The organism is Pseudomonas sp. MAG002Y (assembly GCF_019400845.1).
Classification (GTDB): domain Bacteria; phylum Pseudomonadota; class Gammaproteobacteria; order Pseudomonadales; family Pseudomonadaceae; genus Chryseomonas; species Chryseomonas luteola.
The window spans coordinates 55,313-75,284 of the sequence record NZ_WOEJ01000012.1; the positions used below are offsets into that span (position 1 = coordinate 55,313).

Below are 19,972 nucleotides of genomic sequence, written 5' to 3' on the forward strand. Positions count from 1 at the left end.
GCTCGTGAACTGTATCCGCTGCGCTGTAGATATGAGTTTTTAACGGAAAGCAGCATCTGCCTTTCGATATATCACGCAGTAGAAAGCATGTTGATTTACTCCTGCTCTCTTTCCTTCGACGATCTGAATGACTCAGGCCGTATAGATCATTTGATTCAGCAGATCCTTGTCCAGGCGGACCAAAGGCTGAGGATTAATCAAGACTAGACAGGCAGTATTAAAGTCTATGGTCTATGCTAACTGGCGAATTGCCAGATGATTGATAACTCGAAAGATTATGCCTTTGCGACGTCGTATAGAGCGCCTGGTTCAGGTGTTCAACAATACCTATGAAATCCAGGCCCACCCTATAAGCGACGATGAAACGTTGCTATGTATAAAGACGCGATCAGGTGAGACGCTGCTAACCCGAAACCTTAAGCCCAGCCATATTGCAAATAGCGCTCTCCTGGACCTGATCATTGCCGACTGCGAAAGGGAGATTAGGCAACACGAGACGGCTCAGGATTTGGCAGCCGTAAAGGCAGAGATCCGGAATACCCTGAAGGATTCTAATAAACAGGACTAAGGCCAGGTTCAGAGAATAGGGTGTAGTTCAAAATCAGTACTGTCATTAACTCGAGTAATGGTTAGTCCTGACACGATACCCACAGGCGTCCCGTTAATGAAGAGCTTGCCATCCAGAATCTCACCCGTGTTTAGGTCTCGATCCTTACCTTCGTAAAACAGCCCCTTATGAATTTCAGCAAACCTCACACCGTTATATCTGACCTCATAAGAGGCGTCAGGATTGAAAGCAATAGGTTCGTCCATTGTTCCCTCAGTGAGCTGAGATATCAGCATTGAAGAAGGCCAATCTACCTGCAAAACCATTTTCATCAAAGAAACGGCATTGGTAGCTTAACTATCACCACTGGTTATGCAAACCTGCCCAGAATGACAGCCACCTAGCTGTATTCATTAGGGTGTACCCCTGCGACTACACATAAAACGGGCCTTTCAGATGTAGCGATAAATAGGCAAAGCGACTTATACGACTACACCTCTAAATCGCTACATCTAATGACTACCCCAGCAATGGCATAGACTTCAGTTAAAAAGTTAAACACTGCAGGGTTTTGCAGGGTTTTCTTAAGGTTAAAAACGCCGCGTAGCCCCCGCCGTAGGCCGCATAGAGACCTATGCCGGGGTGCAGAAAAAGCGACCTGTTTAGCGCGCAGGCGTGGTGGGGGGACGACTGCGCGCGCCAAGTGCTGAGCTATAAGCGTTATTAGGTTTTTTACGTACGGCTGGACGGCAATGACCCTGTTAACCATCAGCTATCTGTACTTTATTTTTTCTATCAATGATTCATACGAGGCGCTGCTTAATGCCCCACAGTCACGCCAGACTTCTAAATGCTCCTGAACAGTAGAAGTCATTCCGGCAGGGTCCTTTGCCCAACGCTCAAAAAGAGCAGTTGTAATGTCTCGTAGTAGATAACCGTCACTAATAGGGGCTCGTGCAGGATCCAGTGCATCACCTACTGCCAACGCGATATAGCCTGCTTTTGGAGCACGTCTTAAAAGCACAGCTAACAAATCTTGTTGCCGGTCCGCCATAGGTAAGGGCATGTCTTTCACCAGATACTGCAGCTAGAAATGTTTACCCTGGGCTCAGTTTGAGACGTAAATAGCTGCCGCCGAAAACTTGATATCAATATGACTTACTACTTCTTACAAGCAACAAAAAACCCGCCGAAGCGGGTTCTTGTTGATCATACTCAACGTCCTGTCGAGCTGCCATCCAGGCGATGATCAATCATCCTTGATCTCGCTGAGCACATCCTGTGCTGCAGTTGATGGGTGTAGATTACAGGCTTTGCCGAAGATTCAACAGAGCAGCTTGCCGCTATGCTGTGTAAGCCTTTAGCTATCCGAGTGATCATCGCTTATAGGGGATCGACTTGGGACGGTTAATCTTTCTATAGCTTTAACTCCAGCCAATATCTTTGCTACGGCTGATGAGTTAGCCGACGCGCTCAATCGTTACAGAAATTTTAAGTATGGAAATTCATCGATGGGATTGTCGAGTTGATGGTGGATATAGGGCGCAGATATTTCGGTGACGGCACAGGGGCATCAGCGATGCCCCAATCCGCGCTAGACTTTCGGCTGGCAGATGTAGTTGCCGCTTCGCAGGAAGGTTTCATGCTTGTTGGGCGAGTAGACGCTCAAGGTGCCTTGCTCGTTGGCTGCGATGTGTTTCCAAGTGCCTTCTTCGAGTACCAGCTCCGCAAAGGATTCTCCCGTCTGGCTTACGTAGAGCGTTTCGCGGCCCCAGCGTGTCGAAAATAGGCTCACATCCTGCAGATGGGCGCAGGTATTGATACGGATATCCTTGGATTGAAGCTTCCACTCGTAGCCATATTTTTCGGACGTCATGACGTGGTCCGAGTAGAAGCACAACATCTTCTGGCCCATACGAGTGATAAGCGGCGCATCGTAGTTATCGTCTTCGCTGGCCCAAGTGCAGGTTCGCCAGCCTTTTCCGGCAACAAAGTAGCTGACAAAGGAGGACGCGTTGTTCTTCTTTTTCGACGTCGTGTAGAGCCAATCGTACTTACAGAACGCGAGCAGGGTGTTTCCGTTCGGTAATGACTGGAGGCTCTCCACCACGACGCCTTCTGGAAGGTTCGGCGTGTCTTCCCAGCGCTGCCACTGATTGTCGAGGTTCGCAGTGCAGAAGACAGCTATCTTGTCGTAGTTGCCGGTCTTGGTCGAATCGAAGATAAGGCCTTTTTCAGTGTAGGAGTATTCCTTTCTCTCCTTGAAGCGCCAGAGCCAGAGGCCGTTGAAATAGGATATTTCTTCGGTGCGGGTGAATTCGTAGCCAGGCACATCCGGGAAGTGGCTTTGTTTCCAGTTTTGCGCATCGCGGGAGTAATATAAGCCGTCGTTATAGCCCGCCATGGCGATCCACATGCCGTTCACAAAATCCAATTTGCTGATGCGCGGTGAGTCTTCGGAAGCGCTGAGGCGCACGGTGTGCCAGTGCTCACGGTCAAGGCTGCGATAGAACTGGTTGTCGTCGTCAACTATCAGCCAGGTGTTGCCATCGGTCTTGATGTACTGAATCTTCTCGGGATCGCAGGGCGGGTGCTCTACCTGGTGCCACTGAATACTGAACAGATGATCACGGCCGTCCTTTTCTATGACGACCGACTGTTTGGCCAGCTTTTCCTGCTGTAGCTGATCGAGCCGTTCGGCGTGCTGTTTTGCTTTGCGTTCAACCACCGATTCGTCGAATCGACCCTCCGCGAACAGATTGAGCTGGTTGGCAACATCGGTGCAGGCTTCGGAGAAGGAAGTGAGTGTGTCGTCCAACTGGCGTTCGAAGTGACTGAACTGGTCGTACCAATCCTCGTTCGTGGCGGAATTATCCAGCTCGAAATCAGCATAGTCGGACTCGTTCTTGAACGTAATTGAGGGCAGGCCCCATTGTGTCAGCACGCGATTACCCTGATTCAGCGTGCTTGAATGCCCAGAGATGAATTCATTGATCTTCTTGCGCATCTCGTTAAGCGAGGAGAGGCAGGAGCTGCGGCCAATCGTATACGCCGTGCCGCCCACTTTACTGCTAACCTTGCTCAGAAACGAGTCATCCCAAGCTTCCATAAAGTACGAATAATCCGAGGCTTTCATGGTTGCCTTTGTCAGGTCGAGCGAAAGACCCACTGCTTCAAAGCTGATCTTGTGCAATTGGGTACTCGTATCGGCGAACGCTTTCTCGAAGCGCAATTCGCGATAGCGCACGATGTTCTTCCAACCGTGAGTTTGCTGCTGCAGCTTCTCAGCAGCAGCGAGTACGTTTTCCTCGTCCTGCTCAGTGAGCACCGCCAGCACGCGGGGGAATTGCTCCTTGAACTGCACGGGCTTCAGCGCGTTCAGGATGCGCAGCACATGCGGCCCTTCGATGGCTTTCTGGCACAGCATCATCAGGTAGAAAGCGTCGAACAACCAAGTGTAGGTCTCGTTATCGCTCTTAAGCAGATCCTGCAAGACTGGAAGGTAGTCCTGCGCCTTGCGAGGATTGTCCGCCAGCGTTGCGATTTCACCTAGCACCTGCTGGCATCCAGCCTTGTGTGCCAGCAGCTCGAGAAACTCTCGACCCTGCCTGTTCAATGCCCCTGAGTTCTCGATGCACAGGGCGAGCAGCAATAGATAATTGTGTCGGGCTTCGCGGTCATCCGTGGTGTCAAAAAACGTGTGGACGTGGATGTCCGGCAAAGACGACACCAGCACCACCGTTTCGGCGTGGGCGTCTTCTACTGTCTCGTCGGGCAGCGTGTTCAAGCCGTGCTGTTCCTTGTAAACCTCCAGAGTCAGCAAGCTGCCCCCGATGATTTCCTCAATCAGGTCTCGCATTTTGTAGTGGGTGTAAAGACCGGAAAACGCCTTGCCAAAGAATCTGGAAATGATTCGTTCGCGTTTTTCATCAGTATCACAGACTTCACTGTCCGAGATCATATCGATGATGCGGTCATACTCGTCGGAGAGGTAATACAGCGAGTTGAATGCCAAGCCTGAGATGTTTTTCTGGATGAAGTAGGAGTCGGCGACATGCTCCTCAAACGACAGCTCGATGACGGCGCGATAGCGTTCGATGCTGGTGGCTTCGATTTGGTCGATCAAGTCAATTATGAAGCTCAGCAGCTCGACTTCTTCGTCGCAATCCACGTCCAGCTTTTCCAGCGTGACGATTAGGTGGTTAATGTCCTGCGTATTCAACATAACACCAGGGTGGCTGCGCATGAAGTCATATGCCAGTCTCAGCACCAGCAAGGCCTTAGGCATCGACTTAAATTGGCGCTTGTTAGCTTCGATGTTCAACGACCATTGGTGAAAATTGGCGTTATTCTCAACCCGAATCAGGCGGCGGTTGATCTTGTCGACCGCCTGGAAGAGGAATTCGCGGGTTTCGATGATGTATTCGTTCATCGTGCCCAGGTTGTTGCGGATCACCGCAATACTCTGGGCGTTGATCAGGTTCTGCTGTTGCAGTTGCTTGAGGTAGTGCCAGGCGAATTTCTGCATGTGCAGCGCGTCGACCTGGTTCTGCAACTGGTTCTGACGACTTTTGCCGGTTAACGCGCTGGCAAATCGCTTGAAGAATCCGCTCTCAGCTTGTTGCTTCAGGCGCTCTTCGCTGCAGGTGATCAACCGCGAGGCATCCACCGCCAGTTGCTGGGTCAGCGCTGCGTTGTTCCGGTGTTGGATGACGAGAGCCTCAACCGCTTCCTGCTCCGAGGCATCTAGCGGCTGTTGGAAAATTTTCTGGGGTGCTGCTTCGACCGTTTCGCTCATTGAAAAGATGCCTTAAAGATTATCGATCAGGTTCTTCAACTGTGTACTTTGGGCTGCCATTGTCTTGACCTGACCGGAGAAATGTCGCTCGGACAGATACAGCCCCTTGTGGAACTCGGCATAGAAAGATTGCGAAATTTGCAGGTATTCCAGCGAGTCGTGCATGATCATGGCGTTGCTCGCCACGCATTCGGTGGCTTCCAGCGTCAGACGGAAGCTTTTCTCAATGTGATTGTCGATGGCGATGCTCATAGCCATCGTGGTGATCAGGCCACCGATGATGCCGCCGACCAGCGCGCCGATGGGGCCACCAAGAGCACCCACCGCAGCGCCCACCGAGCTGCCGACGACGGCGGTGCCGGATTGCAGCAGATTGTGACCGACCCGGGTTTCGAGCTCTTCGCTGGTGATCTTGCCCGCCGCGAACAACACTACGTTCTGGACCAAATCCACCGCGCATACTGCCGCCGCCGCTACGCCGCTGTTGGCGAAGGTGCGCTTGAAGGCAGAGCCTGCAAACAACGTCGGCAGGTTACGTGCCGTCATGCTGACCGTCGCCGTGGCGACACCCGCTTTCAGCGCACTGTCGCCGGCGGCGATGGCGGTGTTTTGCAAAATCAGTAAGGTGGCCTGTTCTGCCGTGATCTCTCCGTCCCGTACACGCTTGATCGACTGGAAAGTGTTTATGCTGCCCGCGATGACAGTTGTGATCACCGCAGCAGAGCCCGCTGCGCGCAGGCTCTGCTGGACAGTAGCCTTGTTCAGATAACCGTTCTGCATGTTTTCATGCAGTTCTTTGCCGGTCTTGCTGCCACTGCCCAGGTGCTCGGCGTCTCGCTTGCTCAGCGGCGTTGATTGGGCGCCCTCGACGTCGAGATTGGCCGTAGTCTTCTCATGCACCTTTTCAGCGGCATTGGCCACCTGTGGACGGTTTTGCTGGTTGCGCAGCATGTCACGTTTCGCGGCATCCTTGATCTGCTCGATTTGATCTGCCGGGCCGATAAAGGCATCGCTGTCCTGATACTGGTGAATACCGTCCTTAGTGGAGCGGAAGGCCTTTTGGGTGGCATCGCCATTTTTGAAGTATTTCAATTGCGCACCGAGTAACTGCTCCTCACCCTTCATCACGACGATGTCGTGGGTCGTATGGTTTTTAGCGAGCGGGGTGTTGTTGAAGTTGTCGGTGAAAGCCCGAACGTCTTTGTTTTTGAGGATGGCGTCCAAGTTGAAAGATTCGGCGTGCCAGGTCTCGGCCGCGAACCCGCCCTTAATCGCACTGTTTTGCGCCGTTCCGGCAATCTTGTCTATGATGGCGTTCGCTTGACTGATCTCGCTCAGCATGTGGCCAATCTTTTCCGATGCCTGCGCAGGCCAGATTGGGCAGAGACTGACTGAGCTGTTCAATGCCTTTTTACGTTGGTTATCCATGGAGATTCCTTGGCATCTTAAGATACGGATGGCTGATCGTTGCGTTCATTGATGCTGGGCTGTCAGGCGCAAGTTGTCTGGAGATCAGGCGTCTGAATAAAGGGTTCGCAAGTTGTTCAGTTTCTGGTGTATTTCATCGACCCAAATTTGCGGAGCTTGAACACGAATGTTGTCATTGAGCCCAAAAATCCACCAAAGTGTGTCTCGGTCCAGAGGCACCTGAGCGTGCAACCGTTTCCAGCTGTGGCCAGGGAGGTCACTGAGGCTTTGTACGGTACTTAGGGGTGTCTCACTAAGTAAGGCGGCAATCTGAGGGTGAACGTCAGCGACCAGCTCGACCTGCACATCGGCTTGTCGATGGTTGAAAATCCCTGTGTCGATGTAGTCGTCGACGTCGAACGTGGCGTGCAACTCCGCCACTTCGTCTAGCACCCGCACGATTCGAATACGATGCAAGGCGAACTGGCGAAGATCGTTGTAGCCGTCTACAGACGCTACTAGATAACTAATAGCATGTCGCGACACCAGCCCGGCGGGGTGCAGTAGAAACCGCTTGAGTTCGCCTTTGCTGCGACTCTGGTACACCACTTCCAGTTTTCGGCGTTCCAGCAAGCCGGTTGAAACAGCACTCCAGACCTGCGATGCAATGCTGGCAGGCATTAAGGTTTTGCCGTTGGGAACCGTTCGGACCCGCTTTGCCCAATCCGCCAGACCGTTGTTACCCAGATCGCCCAGAAAGTTTCGGGCGCGCCTGAATTGAGGGCCGAGCTGGTCCAGTACAGCTTGTGGGAGTAGTGTGGTCAGATGTCGTTCGGAAAGGTAGAGCGCCAGTGCTGTCGAGGTATCCATATCTTCCAGTTTCAGAGGCGCGTCGCGGGTGAAACTCCAGCGAAAGGGAAGTTCACTGTCATCACACTGCAGCGAGAAGGGAATAGACAACCGGTTCAGGTCGCGTTGAACAGAGCGCAGCGTTACGGAAAAACCTTTGTCCCGGAGCTTTTCCAGCAGTGTCGATGTAGCAATGCGCTGCGGCTCGGTGGGTATCAGACGCAGCAACGCGAACAGCCGAAGCAGCGTATCTTTCGCTTGAGACATTTCGAACTACCTTATAAACCTACTCAATATTTAGTCATCATTCTGGTGCCAACTTAGCAACAATGTTATGAGTCTATATGGCCCAATGCCATCATTTATATGAGCCATAAACTAAAGTCTTGAGTATGCGAGGCGGGGGCACGGCGGCTTTAGGTGCCACGTTTGAGGTCATTGTGTTCGCGATAGAACGCTTGGTCTCTCTGCAGAACAACAAACAATCCCATCACTGCAATCAGGCTCTTTATAAGAGACACCTTTATTTGCTGTCATTGTCTTCAGTAGGACGACAAGCTATGTCGTGCCCTATCTCATTATTCAAGGCTAAGAATTCTTCCAGACGCGCCTTGAGCACTTCTTTATAGGTCGCCTTGCGGTATCCGAGCGGCAGGTTATGGCAGGCTGGGCAGCACGTAGGAGGCGGCAAAACGATCGGTCGTGAATCACACCTAGGTAAGACGGTCGTTTTCCAAGAGCATTCAGGACAGATAACTGTGAGAGGAAGTGACATGAGAATGATAGAGGCCTTATGCAATCTTCGGTGATGTAAGATTGCTTTGCGGGGGCGACAGCACATGTCGCACTTTCGCAGGCGCTGAACGGGGATTTAATAAGCTGGTTGCCTCAGTTTTGCAGACAAGCCGAATGACTGCTCCTAACAATAGCTGTCATTTAAAATAATACGCATTATGCGAAGCATCTTGGTCATTTGAATATTTCAGCTCTATCGGCCAGTCCAGTAGTTGGCAGCGCCTGCAGCTTGGCTTTTATTTAAGAAACAAAAAACCCGCCGAAGCGGGTTTTTGCTGACCGTACTCAAAGCCTCCTTTAAGCTGCCTTCCTAGCGACGGCCAGTCATCCTTGACCTGACTGAGCGCGTCCTGCGCTCCATCCAATGCGCATAGATTAGCAATCTGCCACTGCTGGAGAAAGAGCCGCTTTTCCTGCCGTCGTGTAAGCCTTTTGCTATAGCGCCAGCTCAAATGTGAGCATTAGCACATATAGGTCTTTACCTGCCCAAAAGGGTTGTTGAAGCGGGCTGAGTGCTTTAAAACGCCTCTCCATTTCAGGCAAGGGATTGCAGGGCGGGCTTTTGCCTTACCCAGTCCTTCTCAGGGAGAAACAGTAATGAAGCGTCTACTAATACCCGGCCTTCTTTTGGCCAGCATGAATGCATCCGCAGGCCTTTATATTGATCCTCAACAATTGAAGGATGATCAAAATCGCGACAAGTTATTAACTATGGCAATCAAGAAGTGCCCTAATAGTAGTTTCAAAACTATAGGTGAACGTGATGAATGCCGTGCGAAGTATCGTAATCTCGCTGACCAGCAATTCCCGTTGCGAGGAAGCAAAGCATACAGCGAGAAGAAATATTCCGGGCTATCTAAACCCCAAGCTGAGCAACAGTTGATAGAGCTTAAAAAGATATATGACCAAGCCGACATGTTTGCTGTGAAGAAGAAGCCGGGTGAGTTAACCCAAAGCGATATGGAAGCAGAAGGCTGGTGGATTCAACAGAACATTCTAAAGGCTACTCGGACTCAAGGAGACCCGTGGTTTATTGAATGCAAGGTCCAGAAGTGGAAAGCCACTGTGGACCTTTGCCCGCTTGGTAAGGGCGGCAACCCCTGATATAGGTCCTGCCTGGATTAAATGGTGAGGCGTCCCGCAGGGCGCCTCTAATAACACTTTGCTTAGTCCTGATAAGCAGCATTCGCCCTTGCTCGTGCTTTGGCAACGCGTAACATGGCCTTGAGCTGATCATCACTGCGCTTTATACGCTTCCATTGAGTGAAACAGCGCTCCGGAAACGCTCATTAGTACCACATATAAGCATCCAGACTCTGTACACTCTCTCTTTTCAGGACCGCGCCAATGCTTATTGTCCGTCTGCAAAGTGGTGTGACCTATACGCTTGAAAAATCGGTTGGCAATGCCGGCAAGCACGGCATCTGGGAATTTCACCGAAGCGCGAACTCCTACATGCGTCCGCCGGATTACACCCCGTTTCGACATGCCGCTATCCTTCCGGCTGAGCCTGCCGATGGCCAGTCGGTCAGCCTGTCGATCTGCAAACCCGGTATGCCCGAGGAGCAGTGGATAGAGGTAGGCGAGGGGACTGCAACCTACGATTCGGATCGCTGATCGAGCTGCCAGAAAAGGCAGAATTGACACTCACAGCAGCTCTTGCCTGAAAATTTTTAACTTTTTTACCCCTATCCTGCTACTCCCTACCCGCGCGGGTAGGGAGTACGCCGATGGGTTGCCTCCTCTTGGGCTTACGCTTGTAGACCTCTCAGATAACGTTCCGAGGTCTGCATGTCTCGTCCAAATCTTAAGCTTGCGCTCGCGCTGGTGGCGGGCCTCGGCTTAGCCGAATCGGCCCTGGCTGCCAAGCCTATCACTCCCCAAACCATCGAACAGGCCGCAAAGACCATTACCGGGCAGGCCAGCCTTCCGGTTGATGGCATGAAGGTGCTGGAGGCCAACGGCAAGCTCTACTTCATCAGTGGCAACGGTCGGTATATCTTCAGGGGTGAGGTGTACGACACCTGGCTACAAAGCCATATCGACACTATTGCTCAGGCGCAGGAATCCTCCTCGCGCATCCTGCTCTCGAAGATGGGCATCAAGGTTGATGACCTGCTTTCCATACGCATGGGCCATGGCGCAAAGGAAGTGGTGTTCTTTACCGACCCTCAGTGCTCCTACTGCCATGCGCTGGCCAATGAAGCCAACCAGTACACAAGCGAGTTCACCTTTGTGTTTGTGCCGGTTCCCGCACTGGGCGATGAGTCCAATCGCCTGATCAAGCGTCTGGCCTGCGCAAGGGATGAGCGCCAGCAGCTCGATGCCCTCCTGAACGGCACGATCGAGCAGCTCGAAACGCTCAACAAGTGCCCCGAAGAGAAATACGCCAAGTCCCTGGTGACCGCCAACCTGCTCGGTGTGGACGGTATTCCGTACCTCATCAGCGATGACGGCCGGGTTTCGCGTGGGCGCCCGAAAAACTTCGAAGCATGGCTTAGTGGCAAGGGGGATCAGTAATGGAGTTCATCAGCTGTAGAGAAGAGCATGCCGAGGGCATCATCCCGCGCGAGGTCAGGGCGTCCCAGCTCTCACCTGTCATCGCCTACGACGAGGAAACGGAATACTTCTTCAATAACGACGGCACCATTGGGGTTGGTTTCCTGTGCCGTCCGCTTCCGGGTGTTGATGAGCGCCAGCAGGCATCCATTAACAACATGCTCAATCAGCCCTTTCCCAACGACACGATCATCTCATTCATGATGTTCCTGTCACCGGAGGTGCAGGCCCCGCTCAACAGCATGAAGCGCCTCCGGGACAAGTTCACCCATCCTCTGCATTCGGAAATCATCAACAGCCGCGTAGAGTTTTTCCGCCAGCATACCCGTGAGCCGCTTATCGCACGCGGCAACAAGGGCGTCTTTAACAACGGCGTTATCCATGACCAGAAGCTGGTCATCACGATCAAGATCCCCATCAGGGAACGTCTGCCCAGTACAAAGGAGCTGGAAGAGCTGTTTGCAGCGGCTGAAAAGCTTGAGTCATCGCTAAATACCATCGGCTTCGGGCCTCGCAAGATGAACGCCGATCAACTCAAGCGCATCCTGAATACCCTGCTTAACTGGGGTGAGCGTTCCGGCTGGCGCCTGGGTGAGGATAGCTGGGATGAGACCTCGCCTATCAACGAGCAGGTCTTTGATTACGAGACCGATGTCGAGGTCAAGAAAACCCATCTACGCCTGGGTGACACCTATGCCAAGGTCCTGTCGGCCAAGCGACTGCCCAACTATTTCTTTTTTGGCGATGCCATCGGCTACGTAGGAGATCTGAGCGGGCAGGGGCAGTCGATCAAGGAAAACTATGCCATCTGCTGCAACGTGTATTACCCCAACGCGCAAAAGCAGAAGAAGAACCTGGATCGCAAGCGCACCCTGACGGTGAATCAGGCCTTTGGGCCGCTGCTCAAGATCGTGCCGGTACTGGGAGAGAAAAAGGAGAGTTTCGACACGCTGGAAAAATCCATGTCGGCGGGTAATCGCGGACTCAGGATGAACTACTGCGCCGTGATCTTTGCCCCCACGCTCAAGCGCGTCGAGTCTGCGGCCGCCGCCATGCAGGACATATGGGCGGAAAGCAAGTTCACGATGATGCAGGACAAGTTTATCCAGCTGCCCATGCTGATCAATTCCCTGCCTTTCGGTGCTGATCACAAGGCGGTTATTGAGCTGAACCGCTACAAGACCCTGACCTCCGAGCACGCCACTGTTCTCCTGCCGCTGTTTGGGGAGTGGAAGGGTACCGGAACCCCTCATGTGGGCCTGGTCTCGCGCAATGGCCAGTTCATGTCGCTGTCCCTGCATGACTCGGAAACCAACAAGAATGGAGTCATTGCGGCGGAATCCGGTTCAGGCAAGTCGTTTTTTGCCAACGAACTCCTGACCGCCTACATGAGCGAGGGCGCGCAGGTCTGGGTGATCGATGCGGGTAAATCCTACGAAAAGCTCTGCGAGACGCTTGAGGGTTCCTACGTCCAGTTTGGTGAATCCTCGACGATATGCCTGAACCCCTTCGATATCGTGGTGGACTATTTCGATGATGAGGATGCCCTGGTCGCTCAGGTCATGGCCATGGCTTCGCCCAAGGGCAATCTTGAAGAATTTCAGATCGCTGAGACGCGCCGGCTGATGGCAGGCATCTGGAGACAGAAGGGCAATGCGATGCTGGTGGACGACATTGCCGAGGCCTGCCTTGCTCATCATGATCAGCGGGTAAAGGATGTGGGCAGCCAGCTGTATGTGTTTACCAAAGACGGCAGCTACGGCAAGTACTTCCACGGCAAGAACAACATGCGCTTTACCAACCAGTTCACGGTGCTTGAACTGGATGAATTGCAGGGTCGTACACACCTGCGCCAGATCGTTCTGCTCCAGCTGATCTACCAGATCCAGCAGTCGGTGTATCACGGTGATCGTAACGTCAAGAAAATCGTATTCATCGACGAGGCCTGGGACCTGCTCAAGGAGGGTGATATTTCCAAATTTATGGAGCATGCCTACCGCAAGTTCCGTAAGTATCAGGGCTCGATGCTGATCGCTACGCAGTCCGTCAATGACCTGTACGATAACCCTGTCGGGCGGGCTATCGCCGAGAACAGTGCGTTCATGTTCCTGCTAGGACAGACCAACGAAACAATCGAGTCGATCAAGCGCTCAGGTCGACTGACGCTTTCCGATGGTGGCTTTAGTCTGCTCAAGACCGTGCACACCGTCACGGGGGTGTATTCCGAGATCTTTATCCGCAGCAAGGCAGGTATCGGGGTCGGTCGGCTATTCGTAGGCCCCTTCCAGAAGCTCCTGTACTCCACCGATCCCAATGACGTCGGCCAGATCGATCGTTATCGGGCCATGGGACTGGGTGTATCTGATGCCATTTATGCCGTGTTGCGGGACCGGGGCGAGCTGGACACGCGGGCAGACGATGAGGTGATTGAGCAGGCCCAATCCCATGAGCGCAAGCTTCGCAAGAGTCGCTCAGCCAGTTCCAAGAGTGACCCCTCACCGCGACTGGTTCCCCTGTCGCTTCCAGAGGAGCCAGCGGTATCCGCTGAATCTCCAGCCCAACCCGAGAATCCTGAGTCCACGCCAGCCACTGCCACCGCTGAAGAGGAGGTCACTCCATGAGCCAGTTAATAGCACACCCGATTGCGGATAGTCCTGTGCAGCCTTCTCACAGAGAGCAACCAGTAGCAGATAAATCACCTTCTAAAGCGCCGGAAAGTACAGGCTCGTCGGCCAAACCCTCAAGCCATGTTCCCCTTGAGCAAAGCTCGATGACGACCTTGCAGATGCTCATGCTGGTGGCCGTGATCGGCCTGTTCATTATCTGCGGCATTCTTTTCAAGCGGATCGTGGCGCTGGAGACGACACAACAGTCCTTTGCAGTTGTGGATTTCACGGCGCTGGCGGAGCGCTACAGGACAGAAGGGGCTACTCCCCAGCAGGTAGCCCAGATGCTGGCCAATACCAACCGACGCATTCTGGAACTTAGACAGCAAGGCGTAGCGGTACTTGATTCCCGCGCCGTGCTGACCGCGCCTGAGCATCTCTATCTGCCCACTGAACAACTGGCTGCCAGCAGTACGGCAACGAGTGGTTCTGCAGCCGGTGTACCGGCTCTCAATCCCCAGTCAGCCCCTGCGAGGACTCAGCCATGAGTTACCGAAACGATGCTGCCATGCGTGAGCAGCTAGCCCAGATCATTCTGGCCAACTGCAAGATTACCTTCAGGCTCAGGAGTGAGACAGACAGCCCTGTACAGGATGTACGGGATCGTGTGGTTCTTGGGCAGGCCTCCACTGACTTATCGGGAGGGGGCCTCCATGAGAAGGTTTGATCGTATCGTCAACAAGAAGGAGTCCTGGGGCCGCTTCACCGTCAAGATGGCCCTGACCACGGCGCTGATCGTGGGCAGCGGGGCCATGTTCTTTTCCCGCTTTACCTTTGCCTATGACCCGCAACAGGTCATCAGCATCAAGGGCTACAGCTTTTACCTGATCGATCGCGGCGACAAGAGCATGGAGAAGGGCAAGCTCTACGCCTTTCACCCCAAGGTCATTCCGGGCATCTACACCCCCGAGCATCGACTGGTGAAGTACCTGCGTGGCGTGCCGTCGGATCAGGTCGAGATCAACCTCAAGGAGCAGGTCAAGGTCAACGGCGAGATCGTGGCCGTGGGCCTTGTTCATGCCGACAAGCTCGGGCGCTCGCGCTCGTCCTTTATCGGCAAGGGCACGCTGGGTCCCAACGCCTACTGGTTCATGGGGGATGCCCCGCTTTCCTTTGACTCCCGCTACTGGGGCACCGTGACCAAGGAGCAGATCATTGGACGCTCATATCCCCTTTTCTAGGGCCATGCTGGCTCTTTCACTGGTACTGGGGGCGGCTCAGGCCGCCTCTGGTGCCGACCTTCCGGATCTTGCAAACATGCCGTCGGAAATCGAGCAGGGGCGCGACCTTCGCACCTTCCTGACGCCCCGGCAGGACACCGAGAAGAGCGCTGTGGTAGGCAGTACCCATCTGGGCAGTACGGCGCTGACCTCCGAGGATCAGGCCATTGTAGAGCAGGGCAAAGCTATCAAGCAGGGTGCCGGCGCAGCCATTGACCTCAATACGCTCAAGAACTCTTCGATGGACAAGGCCATGGGAGAGGCCACCGAGCTGGTGCGCTCAATGGAGGAAACCGATCCCACGCTACGGGCGGCCAAAATGGAAGCGCGCAAGAACGAGACCTATGCCCATCACTCCATGCTCTTGTTTGTCTCGCTCTCCCTGGGCAAGGCGGCGCTCAAGGAAGTCTTCGAGATGGCCTCCGAGCGTCAGGACGTGGTGCTGGTATTTCGTGGCGTACCAGAAGGCATGAAGCTCGACGAGGGGATGAAGCACTACCAGCATCTCATTGCTGAATACGACCCGCTGCCCAACCTCGTAATCGATCCCACCCTGTACCGTGACTATAAGGTCAGTGAGGTGCCCACCCTGATCACCATGGAAAAGGGTACTGACACCCAATTCACCGACAAGCATGAGCTGGCGCGGGTAGAAGGCTTGAGTTCACCCGAGTGGCTGGAAAAGCAGGTCGCCGAGGGCCAGACCGGAGATCAGGGCCGCCGCGGCCCGGTGATGGAGATTGCCGAGCAGGACCTGATCGAGATGATGCAGGAGCGCGTGGCCTCGGTGGACTGGGAAGCCAAAAAGCAGGCTGCAGTCGGACGGTTCTGGCAAAAGCAGCAGTTCAACTACATTCCACCGGCTTCGCACTCACGCACCCGCACCATCGATCCCAGCGTGACCGTGCTGCAGGATCTGACTGGCGCTGACGGCAAGGTCCTCGTGAAAGCCGGTACGGTATTGAACCCACTGGATCAGGTGCCCTTTACGCAGGCACTGGTGATCTTTGATCCATCGGTACCGGGACAGATGAAGATCCTTGACCGCGTTCTTCCTGAGCTGGCCAAACAACCCAACATCCGGCAGCTGACCTATCTCGCTACGCAAATGGATAAGGAACAGGGCTGGGCGGGCTATACCAACCTCTCCAACCGTTTCGAAGCACCCGTGTACCTGGTGACCAAAGAAATCATCGAGCGCTTCGAGATCGAGCATACCCCCAGCATCGTGACCAGTGACGGCAAGGTGTTTGTGGTCAAGGAGCTGACAGCCAAGGATGGGAGTGCATTATGAACATGCAAATCTCTCGCTTTTTATGCCGCTTAACGCATAACCCATCCATTTTTACTCGTTCTGGACACGCTCTTTGGCATTTCCTATGCGCAGTCGCGTTTGTTTTATCCATGAGTATGACCTCCTCGGCCAATGCTGCGGTGGGCTGCTACAGCGGTGACGTGATTGGCCCCAAGCTGATTACCGACATCTGCTGGGATTGCCTGTTTCCCCTGCGGGTTGCCGGTGTGTCCATCTCAGGGGAAACCAGCGGTGTGCCGGAGGGTGCCAGCAAGAAGTCGGCCTGCATGTGCTGGGACACCAACAACGTCCCGCGTCCGGGTATCAGCTCGGGTATGTGGGAGCCGGCACGTCTGGTGGAATTCCAGCGGGTACCGGGCTGCTCCTCCGTACTTAACGGCGTGCGCTTTCCCTTTGACCGCACCTTTCAGGGCACGCATGGCTATGGCAGTGGCGGCAAGCAGGACGGCATGTTCATGCACTACCACTACTACGCCTTTCCGCTGCTGGTGATTCTGGATCTCTTTACCTCGGGCTGGTGCCAGAACGACGGCTACATGGACCTGGACGTGATGTACATGTCCGAGCTGGACCCGACCTGGAACAACGCAGAGCTCGCCTTTTTCGCCAATCCCGAAGCGGCCGCCGTAGCCAACCCTGTCGCAGCCACTGCCTGTAGCGCTGATGCCGTGGCGTCTGCTACCGGCAATCCCATTGAAAGCATGTTCTGGTGTGCAGGCAGCTGGGGCACCCTGTACCCGCTGGTCGGCAGCGTGCCGGGCAATCGGGGCGTGATCAAGGGCAGCTCACTCCTGAGCGCGCGCGTACTGGCTGCGCTGCATCGTCGTGGGCTGGCCCACGGCACCATGGGTGATGGCGCCATGTGTGGCGGTGAGATCACACCAACGCTTCCCAAGAGCCAGTACAAGCTATCCATCCTGCATCCACTGCCCGAAACCAAGAAGGGCCACAAGATTGGCGAGTCCACGCTGATCTGGGGACAGGCCAGAACCATTCCAGCTGAGGGACAGGACCCGATCTACACGATCTGGCGCTGGAAAGACTGCTGCATGACTCAATAGGGGAGTGGTAAACGATGAACAGAACAGGGCTCCTCTATCGAACGACGGCGCTGGCCATGACCGGCCTGATGCTGTGGCTGCCAATCGACCAGAAGCATGCGCAGGCGGCGGACATGGCAGCGGTCGGAAAGGCCGCTCAGGAATTTGGCAAAGAGATCACGCCTAATCCCTCTGACCTGGCCACCTACAGCGAGGATGGCACGCTCACGCTACCGGGCGCCAACACCTCCCTTAACGTCAATGAGCTGTTTCCGGGCGGTACGGGCGATGAAGTCAACAAGTACTTCCCCCATGCCGCGGACCCTACGGATCTTCAGCAGCTGTATGACGATGGCGATGCGATGAACTCGGCAGGCACCGAAGCCCTGAGTACGCTCAGGTCCGAGCAGGACAGCGGTGAGGTGTCGTTGCAGGGACAGGCTTTTGAAGTGGTTCAGGGTGCACGGGCGGTGGGCAAGATGGATCTCACCAACGATCCCATGATGAAGCAGACCAACCAGCTGTATACGGCCACCGACAGTGCTGACGGACTGTTTCCTGATTGTGATGACGGCACCGACCCGACCGCCAGCACCAACAAGTTTCAGCAGTGCACCCGGCCAAACATGCCCAACGGCCAGTGCGAGGCGGACCATGACTATACCGTGGGCGTGATCGAGCACCATGCAGGCCCCGCCAACCTCAACTCCTGTGGTGCAGGCTGCATGCAGCTGTGGATCGGCGAGGTGGGTGACAACTACTGGTCCGGCAACTGTTCGATCAAGGAGCAATACACCGAAGTCACGGTGATCAACCCCGAAGCGGTGATCAGTGCCCAGCTGGAGTACGCCAAGTGGGACGACTATATGCAGGTCTGGGTAGGGCCTGCCGGTCAGGAAAAACTCATCTGGCAGGGTCCCAACAATAACTTCCCACCGGAGACGGCTGGCGCCTGTGAGCTGAACAAGAGCTGGACCGCCAACCCCCTTGTTGATGTCACCAGCCTGTTCAAGAACGTCAAGGCAGGCGCCACGGTGCGCTTCAAGATCCGCGTCTCGGTTACCGGCGAAGGGGAAGGCTATGGGCGTATCCGGCTTAACTATGACTCGACCAAGGCGGTAAAGGACAATGGCTGGGACCCAGCTGATTGCCTGGCGCGTACCAAGGAGGCAACCAAGTACTACAGCGACGTCTCCTACAGTTGCACAGAGATGCCGGCGCTGGATTCAGCAGGCTGCATGACCCAGAACGGCGTCAGGGTGTGCGAGAGTGATTTCCCGAGTACCGGGCTTTCGGGTATCTCGCCCATGTGCCGCAGCATGACTGCCACGATTGATGCCAGTAAGTCCATCGACGGCTACGAGGACACCTGTACCCCTCTGGCTGACAATCCCCAGTGCGGGCTGGTGAAGTCGGTGTGCAGTGAGGCCACCGAGACCGGCGAGTGCATTCGCTTCACCGAGACCTATGACTGTGGGGCGGCTACATCCAGTATCGCCTGCAAGCTCAAGGTGGATCTGGCCGAGGCGTTTCCGGGGTGCATTGATCATCCTGAGTCCTGCCAGCGCTCGGTGAGCTGCATGGGCGCGGAGTGCATCGGCATCACGCGAGAGGTGAGTCAGGACTTCGATAAGGCGGCGTCGCTGCTTCAGGCTGCGCAGTTCATGGGCGAGGATCTGGCCTGTGCCGAGGCCGATGCCACGACCAATGTTGAGTGCGAGATCTTCAAGGCCGAGCCGGGTGAATGCAAGAAAGCCATCGGCGGATCGGTGGACTGCTGCGAGCAGCCAACCAACGTCTCGGTAGGCGACTACCTGGCGCTGGTCCTGGCGGTGCCCAAGATCGATTCGGCTTTGATGAGCATAAAAAGCCATAGCGCGCTAGGCAGCATCCAAAGCAGCTATGCAGCCCTACGTAACCCCGTGGTCAATACCTTCCAGCCCATTACCAAACCGTTTACATCTTTCTATGACGGCATCATTGGCCTTAAGGATAAAGCTATTGAAACTGTTCAAAAGCAGTTGGCTTCGCAACTTGATAAGCTTTTTGTCAACGCCATGGGTACTGCTGCTGAGCAGGGTGGCACAGGGGCCGCTGGCGCAGCCGCAGGGGAAGCCACAGATATAGTATTAGGAGACACAGCAGGCGGCCAAATTGTCCAAGGTGCCTCGAGCGCACTTGGTTTCTTGATGACTGTGTATACCTACTATGTGGTAGCTATGATAATCATCGAAATGATCTGGGAGTGCGAAAAAGAGGAGTTCGAACTCAATGCGCAGCGGGAGCTGGGCAACTGCCATAAGGTCGGCAAGTACTGCAAGACAAAGGTAGCGGGACTCTGTATCGAGGAGCGCGAGTCGTATTGCTGCTTCAACTCACCGCTGTCCCGCATCATTCAGGAACAGGCCAGACCTCAACTGGGCAAGAACTGGGGAGACGCCGAGGAGCCGGAGTGTGGAGGACTTACGATCGACGAGATTGGCCAGCTCAACTGGGACACGATTGACCTTACCGAGTGGGTTAATCTCCTGAACCTGCATAACCTCTACCCGACTACCGAAAACGTCACGCTGGAAACGCTCACAGGGCAGGGCAGTCTCCTGAACACCGATCAGCTGCGTGAAAACAGCGTGGATCGTACTGTCCGAGCTACAAATGAGGTAGACCTCAAGGGCGCGGCCAAGCGAGCAACAGATGCGATGGCCGCACCAGGAGGGCTGCAGAATTAAACGGAGCAAGTAGCGGTAAAAAGGGGACCCGAGCAGGTCCCCTTTCT

Annotated in this window: 15 protein-coding genes; 10 read left to right on the plus strand and 5 right to left on the minus strand. The window is 54.6% G+C overall.

All coding sequences use genetic code 11. The annotated features are described in order from the left end of the window. Positions 1 to 576: 576 nt before the first annotated feature. From GM154_RS17220 to GM154_RS17240, 5 genes are all read right to left on the minus strand, one after another. On the minus strand, positions 577 to 813 hold the full coding sequence (locus GM154_RS17220; RefSeq protein ID WP_010799301.1) for a hypothetical protein: 237 nt from the start codon (positions 811 to 813) through the stop codon (positions 577 to 579). Between the two features lie 506 nt (positions 814 to 1,319). Continuing rightward, positions 1,320 to 1,613: a hypothetical protein gene (locus GM154_RS17225; RefSeq protein ID WP_219652907.1), complete on the minus strand. Its 294-nt coding sequence runs from the start codon at positions 1,611 to 1,613 to the stop codon at positions 1,320 to 1,322. Positions 1,614 to 2,141: 528 nt separating this feature from the next. Next, the gene (locus GM154_RS17230; protein ID WP_019364826.1) at positions 2,142 to 5,345 is read right to left on the minus strand and encodes a hypothetical protein; all 3,204 of its coding nucleotides are present in this window, start codon (positions 5,343 to 5,345) and stop codon (positions 2,142 to 2,144) included. Positions 5,346 to 5,357: 12 nt separating this feature from the next. Beyond that, on the minus strand, positions 5,358 to 6,773 hold the full coding sequence (locus GM154_RS17235; protein WP_019364827.1) for a hypothetical protein: 1,416 nt from the start codon (positions 6,771 to 6,773) through the stop codon (positions 5,358 to 5,360). An 84-nt stretch (positions 6,774 to 6,857) separates the two neighbouring features. Continuing rightward, complete coding sequence (locus GM154_RS17240; RefSeq protein ID WP_219652908.1) at positions 6,858 to 7,868, minus strand: YafY family protein; 1,011 nt, start codon at positions 7,866 to 7,868, stop codon at positions 6,858 to 6,860. 1,125 nt (positions 7,869 to 8,993) lie between these two features. Here GM154_RS17240 and GM154_RS17245 point away from each other — a divergent pair. From GM154_RS17245 to traN, 10 genes are all read left to right on the plus strand, one after another. Then, positions 8,994 to 9,500: a hypothetical protein gene (locus GM154_RS17245; RefSeq protein ID WP_073450862.1), complete on the plus strand. Its 507-nt coding sequence runs from the start codon at positions 8,994 to 8,996 to the stop codon at positions 9,498 to 9,500. Between the two features lie 243 nt (positions 9,501 to 9,743). Then, entirely contained in the window at positions 9,744 to 10,013 is a 270-nt protein-coding gene (locus tag GM154_RS17250; RefSeq protein WP_125890181.1) for a hypothetical protein, read from the plus strand. Between the two features lie 174 nt (positions 10,014 to 10,187). Next, positions 10,188 to 10,916, plus strand: a complete 729-nt coding sequence (locus GM154_RS17255; RefSeq protein WP_219652909.1) for a DsbC family protein — start codon at positions 10,188 to 10,190, stop codon at positions 10,914 to 10,916. Next, positions 10,916 to 13,576, plus strand: a complete 2,661-nt coding sequence (gene traC, locus GM154_RS17260) for a type IV secretion system protein TraC (RefSeq protein ID WP_219652910.1) — start codon at positions 10,916 to 10,918, stop codon at positions 13,574 to 13,576. Before GM154_RS17255 ends, traC begins: the two co-directional genes overlap by 1 nt. Beyond that, positions 13,573 to 14,109, plus strand: coding sequence for a hypothetical protein (locus GM154_RS17265; RefSeq protein WP_125890233.1), 537 nt, complete (start codon positions 13,573 to 13,575; stop codon positions 14,107 to 14,109). Before traC ends, GM154_RS17265 begins: the two co-directional genes overlap by 4 nt. Continuing rightward, positions 14,106 to 14,288, plus strand: coding sequence for a hypothetical protein (locus tag GM154_RS17270; RefSeq protein ID WP_219652911.1), 183 nt, complete (start codon positions 14,106 to 14,108; stop codon positions 14,286 to 14,288). The genes GM154_RS17265 and GM154_RS17270 overlap by 4 nt, the downstream gene beginning before the upstream one ends. Next, complete coding sequence (locus GM154_RS17275; RefSeq protein ID WP_010799372.1) at positions 14,275 to 14,802, plus strand: S26 family signal peptidase; 528 nt, start codon at positions 14,275 to 14,277, stop codon at positions 14,800 to 14,802. Before GM154_RS17270 ends, GM154_RS17275 begins: the two co-directional genes overlap by 14 nt. Beyond that, entirely contained in the window at positions 14,777 to 16,135 is a 1,359-nt protein-coding gene (locus GM154_RS17280) for a TrbC family F-type conjugative pilus assembly protein (protein ID WP_219652912.1), read from the plus strand. The genes GM154_RS17275 and GM154_RS17280 overlap by 26 nt, the downstream gene beginning before the upstream one ends. A 110-nt stretch (positions 16,136 to 16,245) precedes the next feature. Beyond that, the gene (locus GM154_RS17285) at positions 16,246 to 17,217 is read left to right on the plus strand and encodes a TraU family protein (protein WP_150345704.1); all 972 of its coding nucleotides are present in this window, start codon (positions 16,246 to 16,248) and stop codon (positions 17,215 to 17,217) included. Between the two features lie 14 nt (positions 17,218 to 17,231). Continuing rightward, positions 17,232 to 19,925, plus strand: a complete 2,694-nt coding sequence (traN, locus tag GM154_RS17290; protein ID WP_219652913.1) for a conjugal transfer mating pair stabilization protein TraN — start codon at positions 17,232 to 17,234, stop codon at positions 19,923 to 19,925. The last annotated feature ends 47 nt before the right edge of the window (positions 19,926 to 19,972 follow it).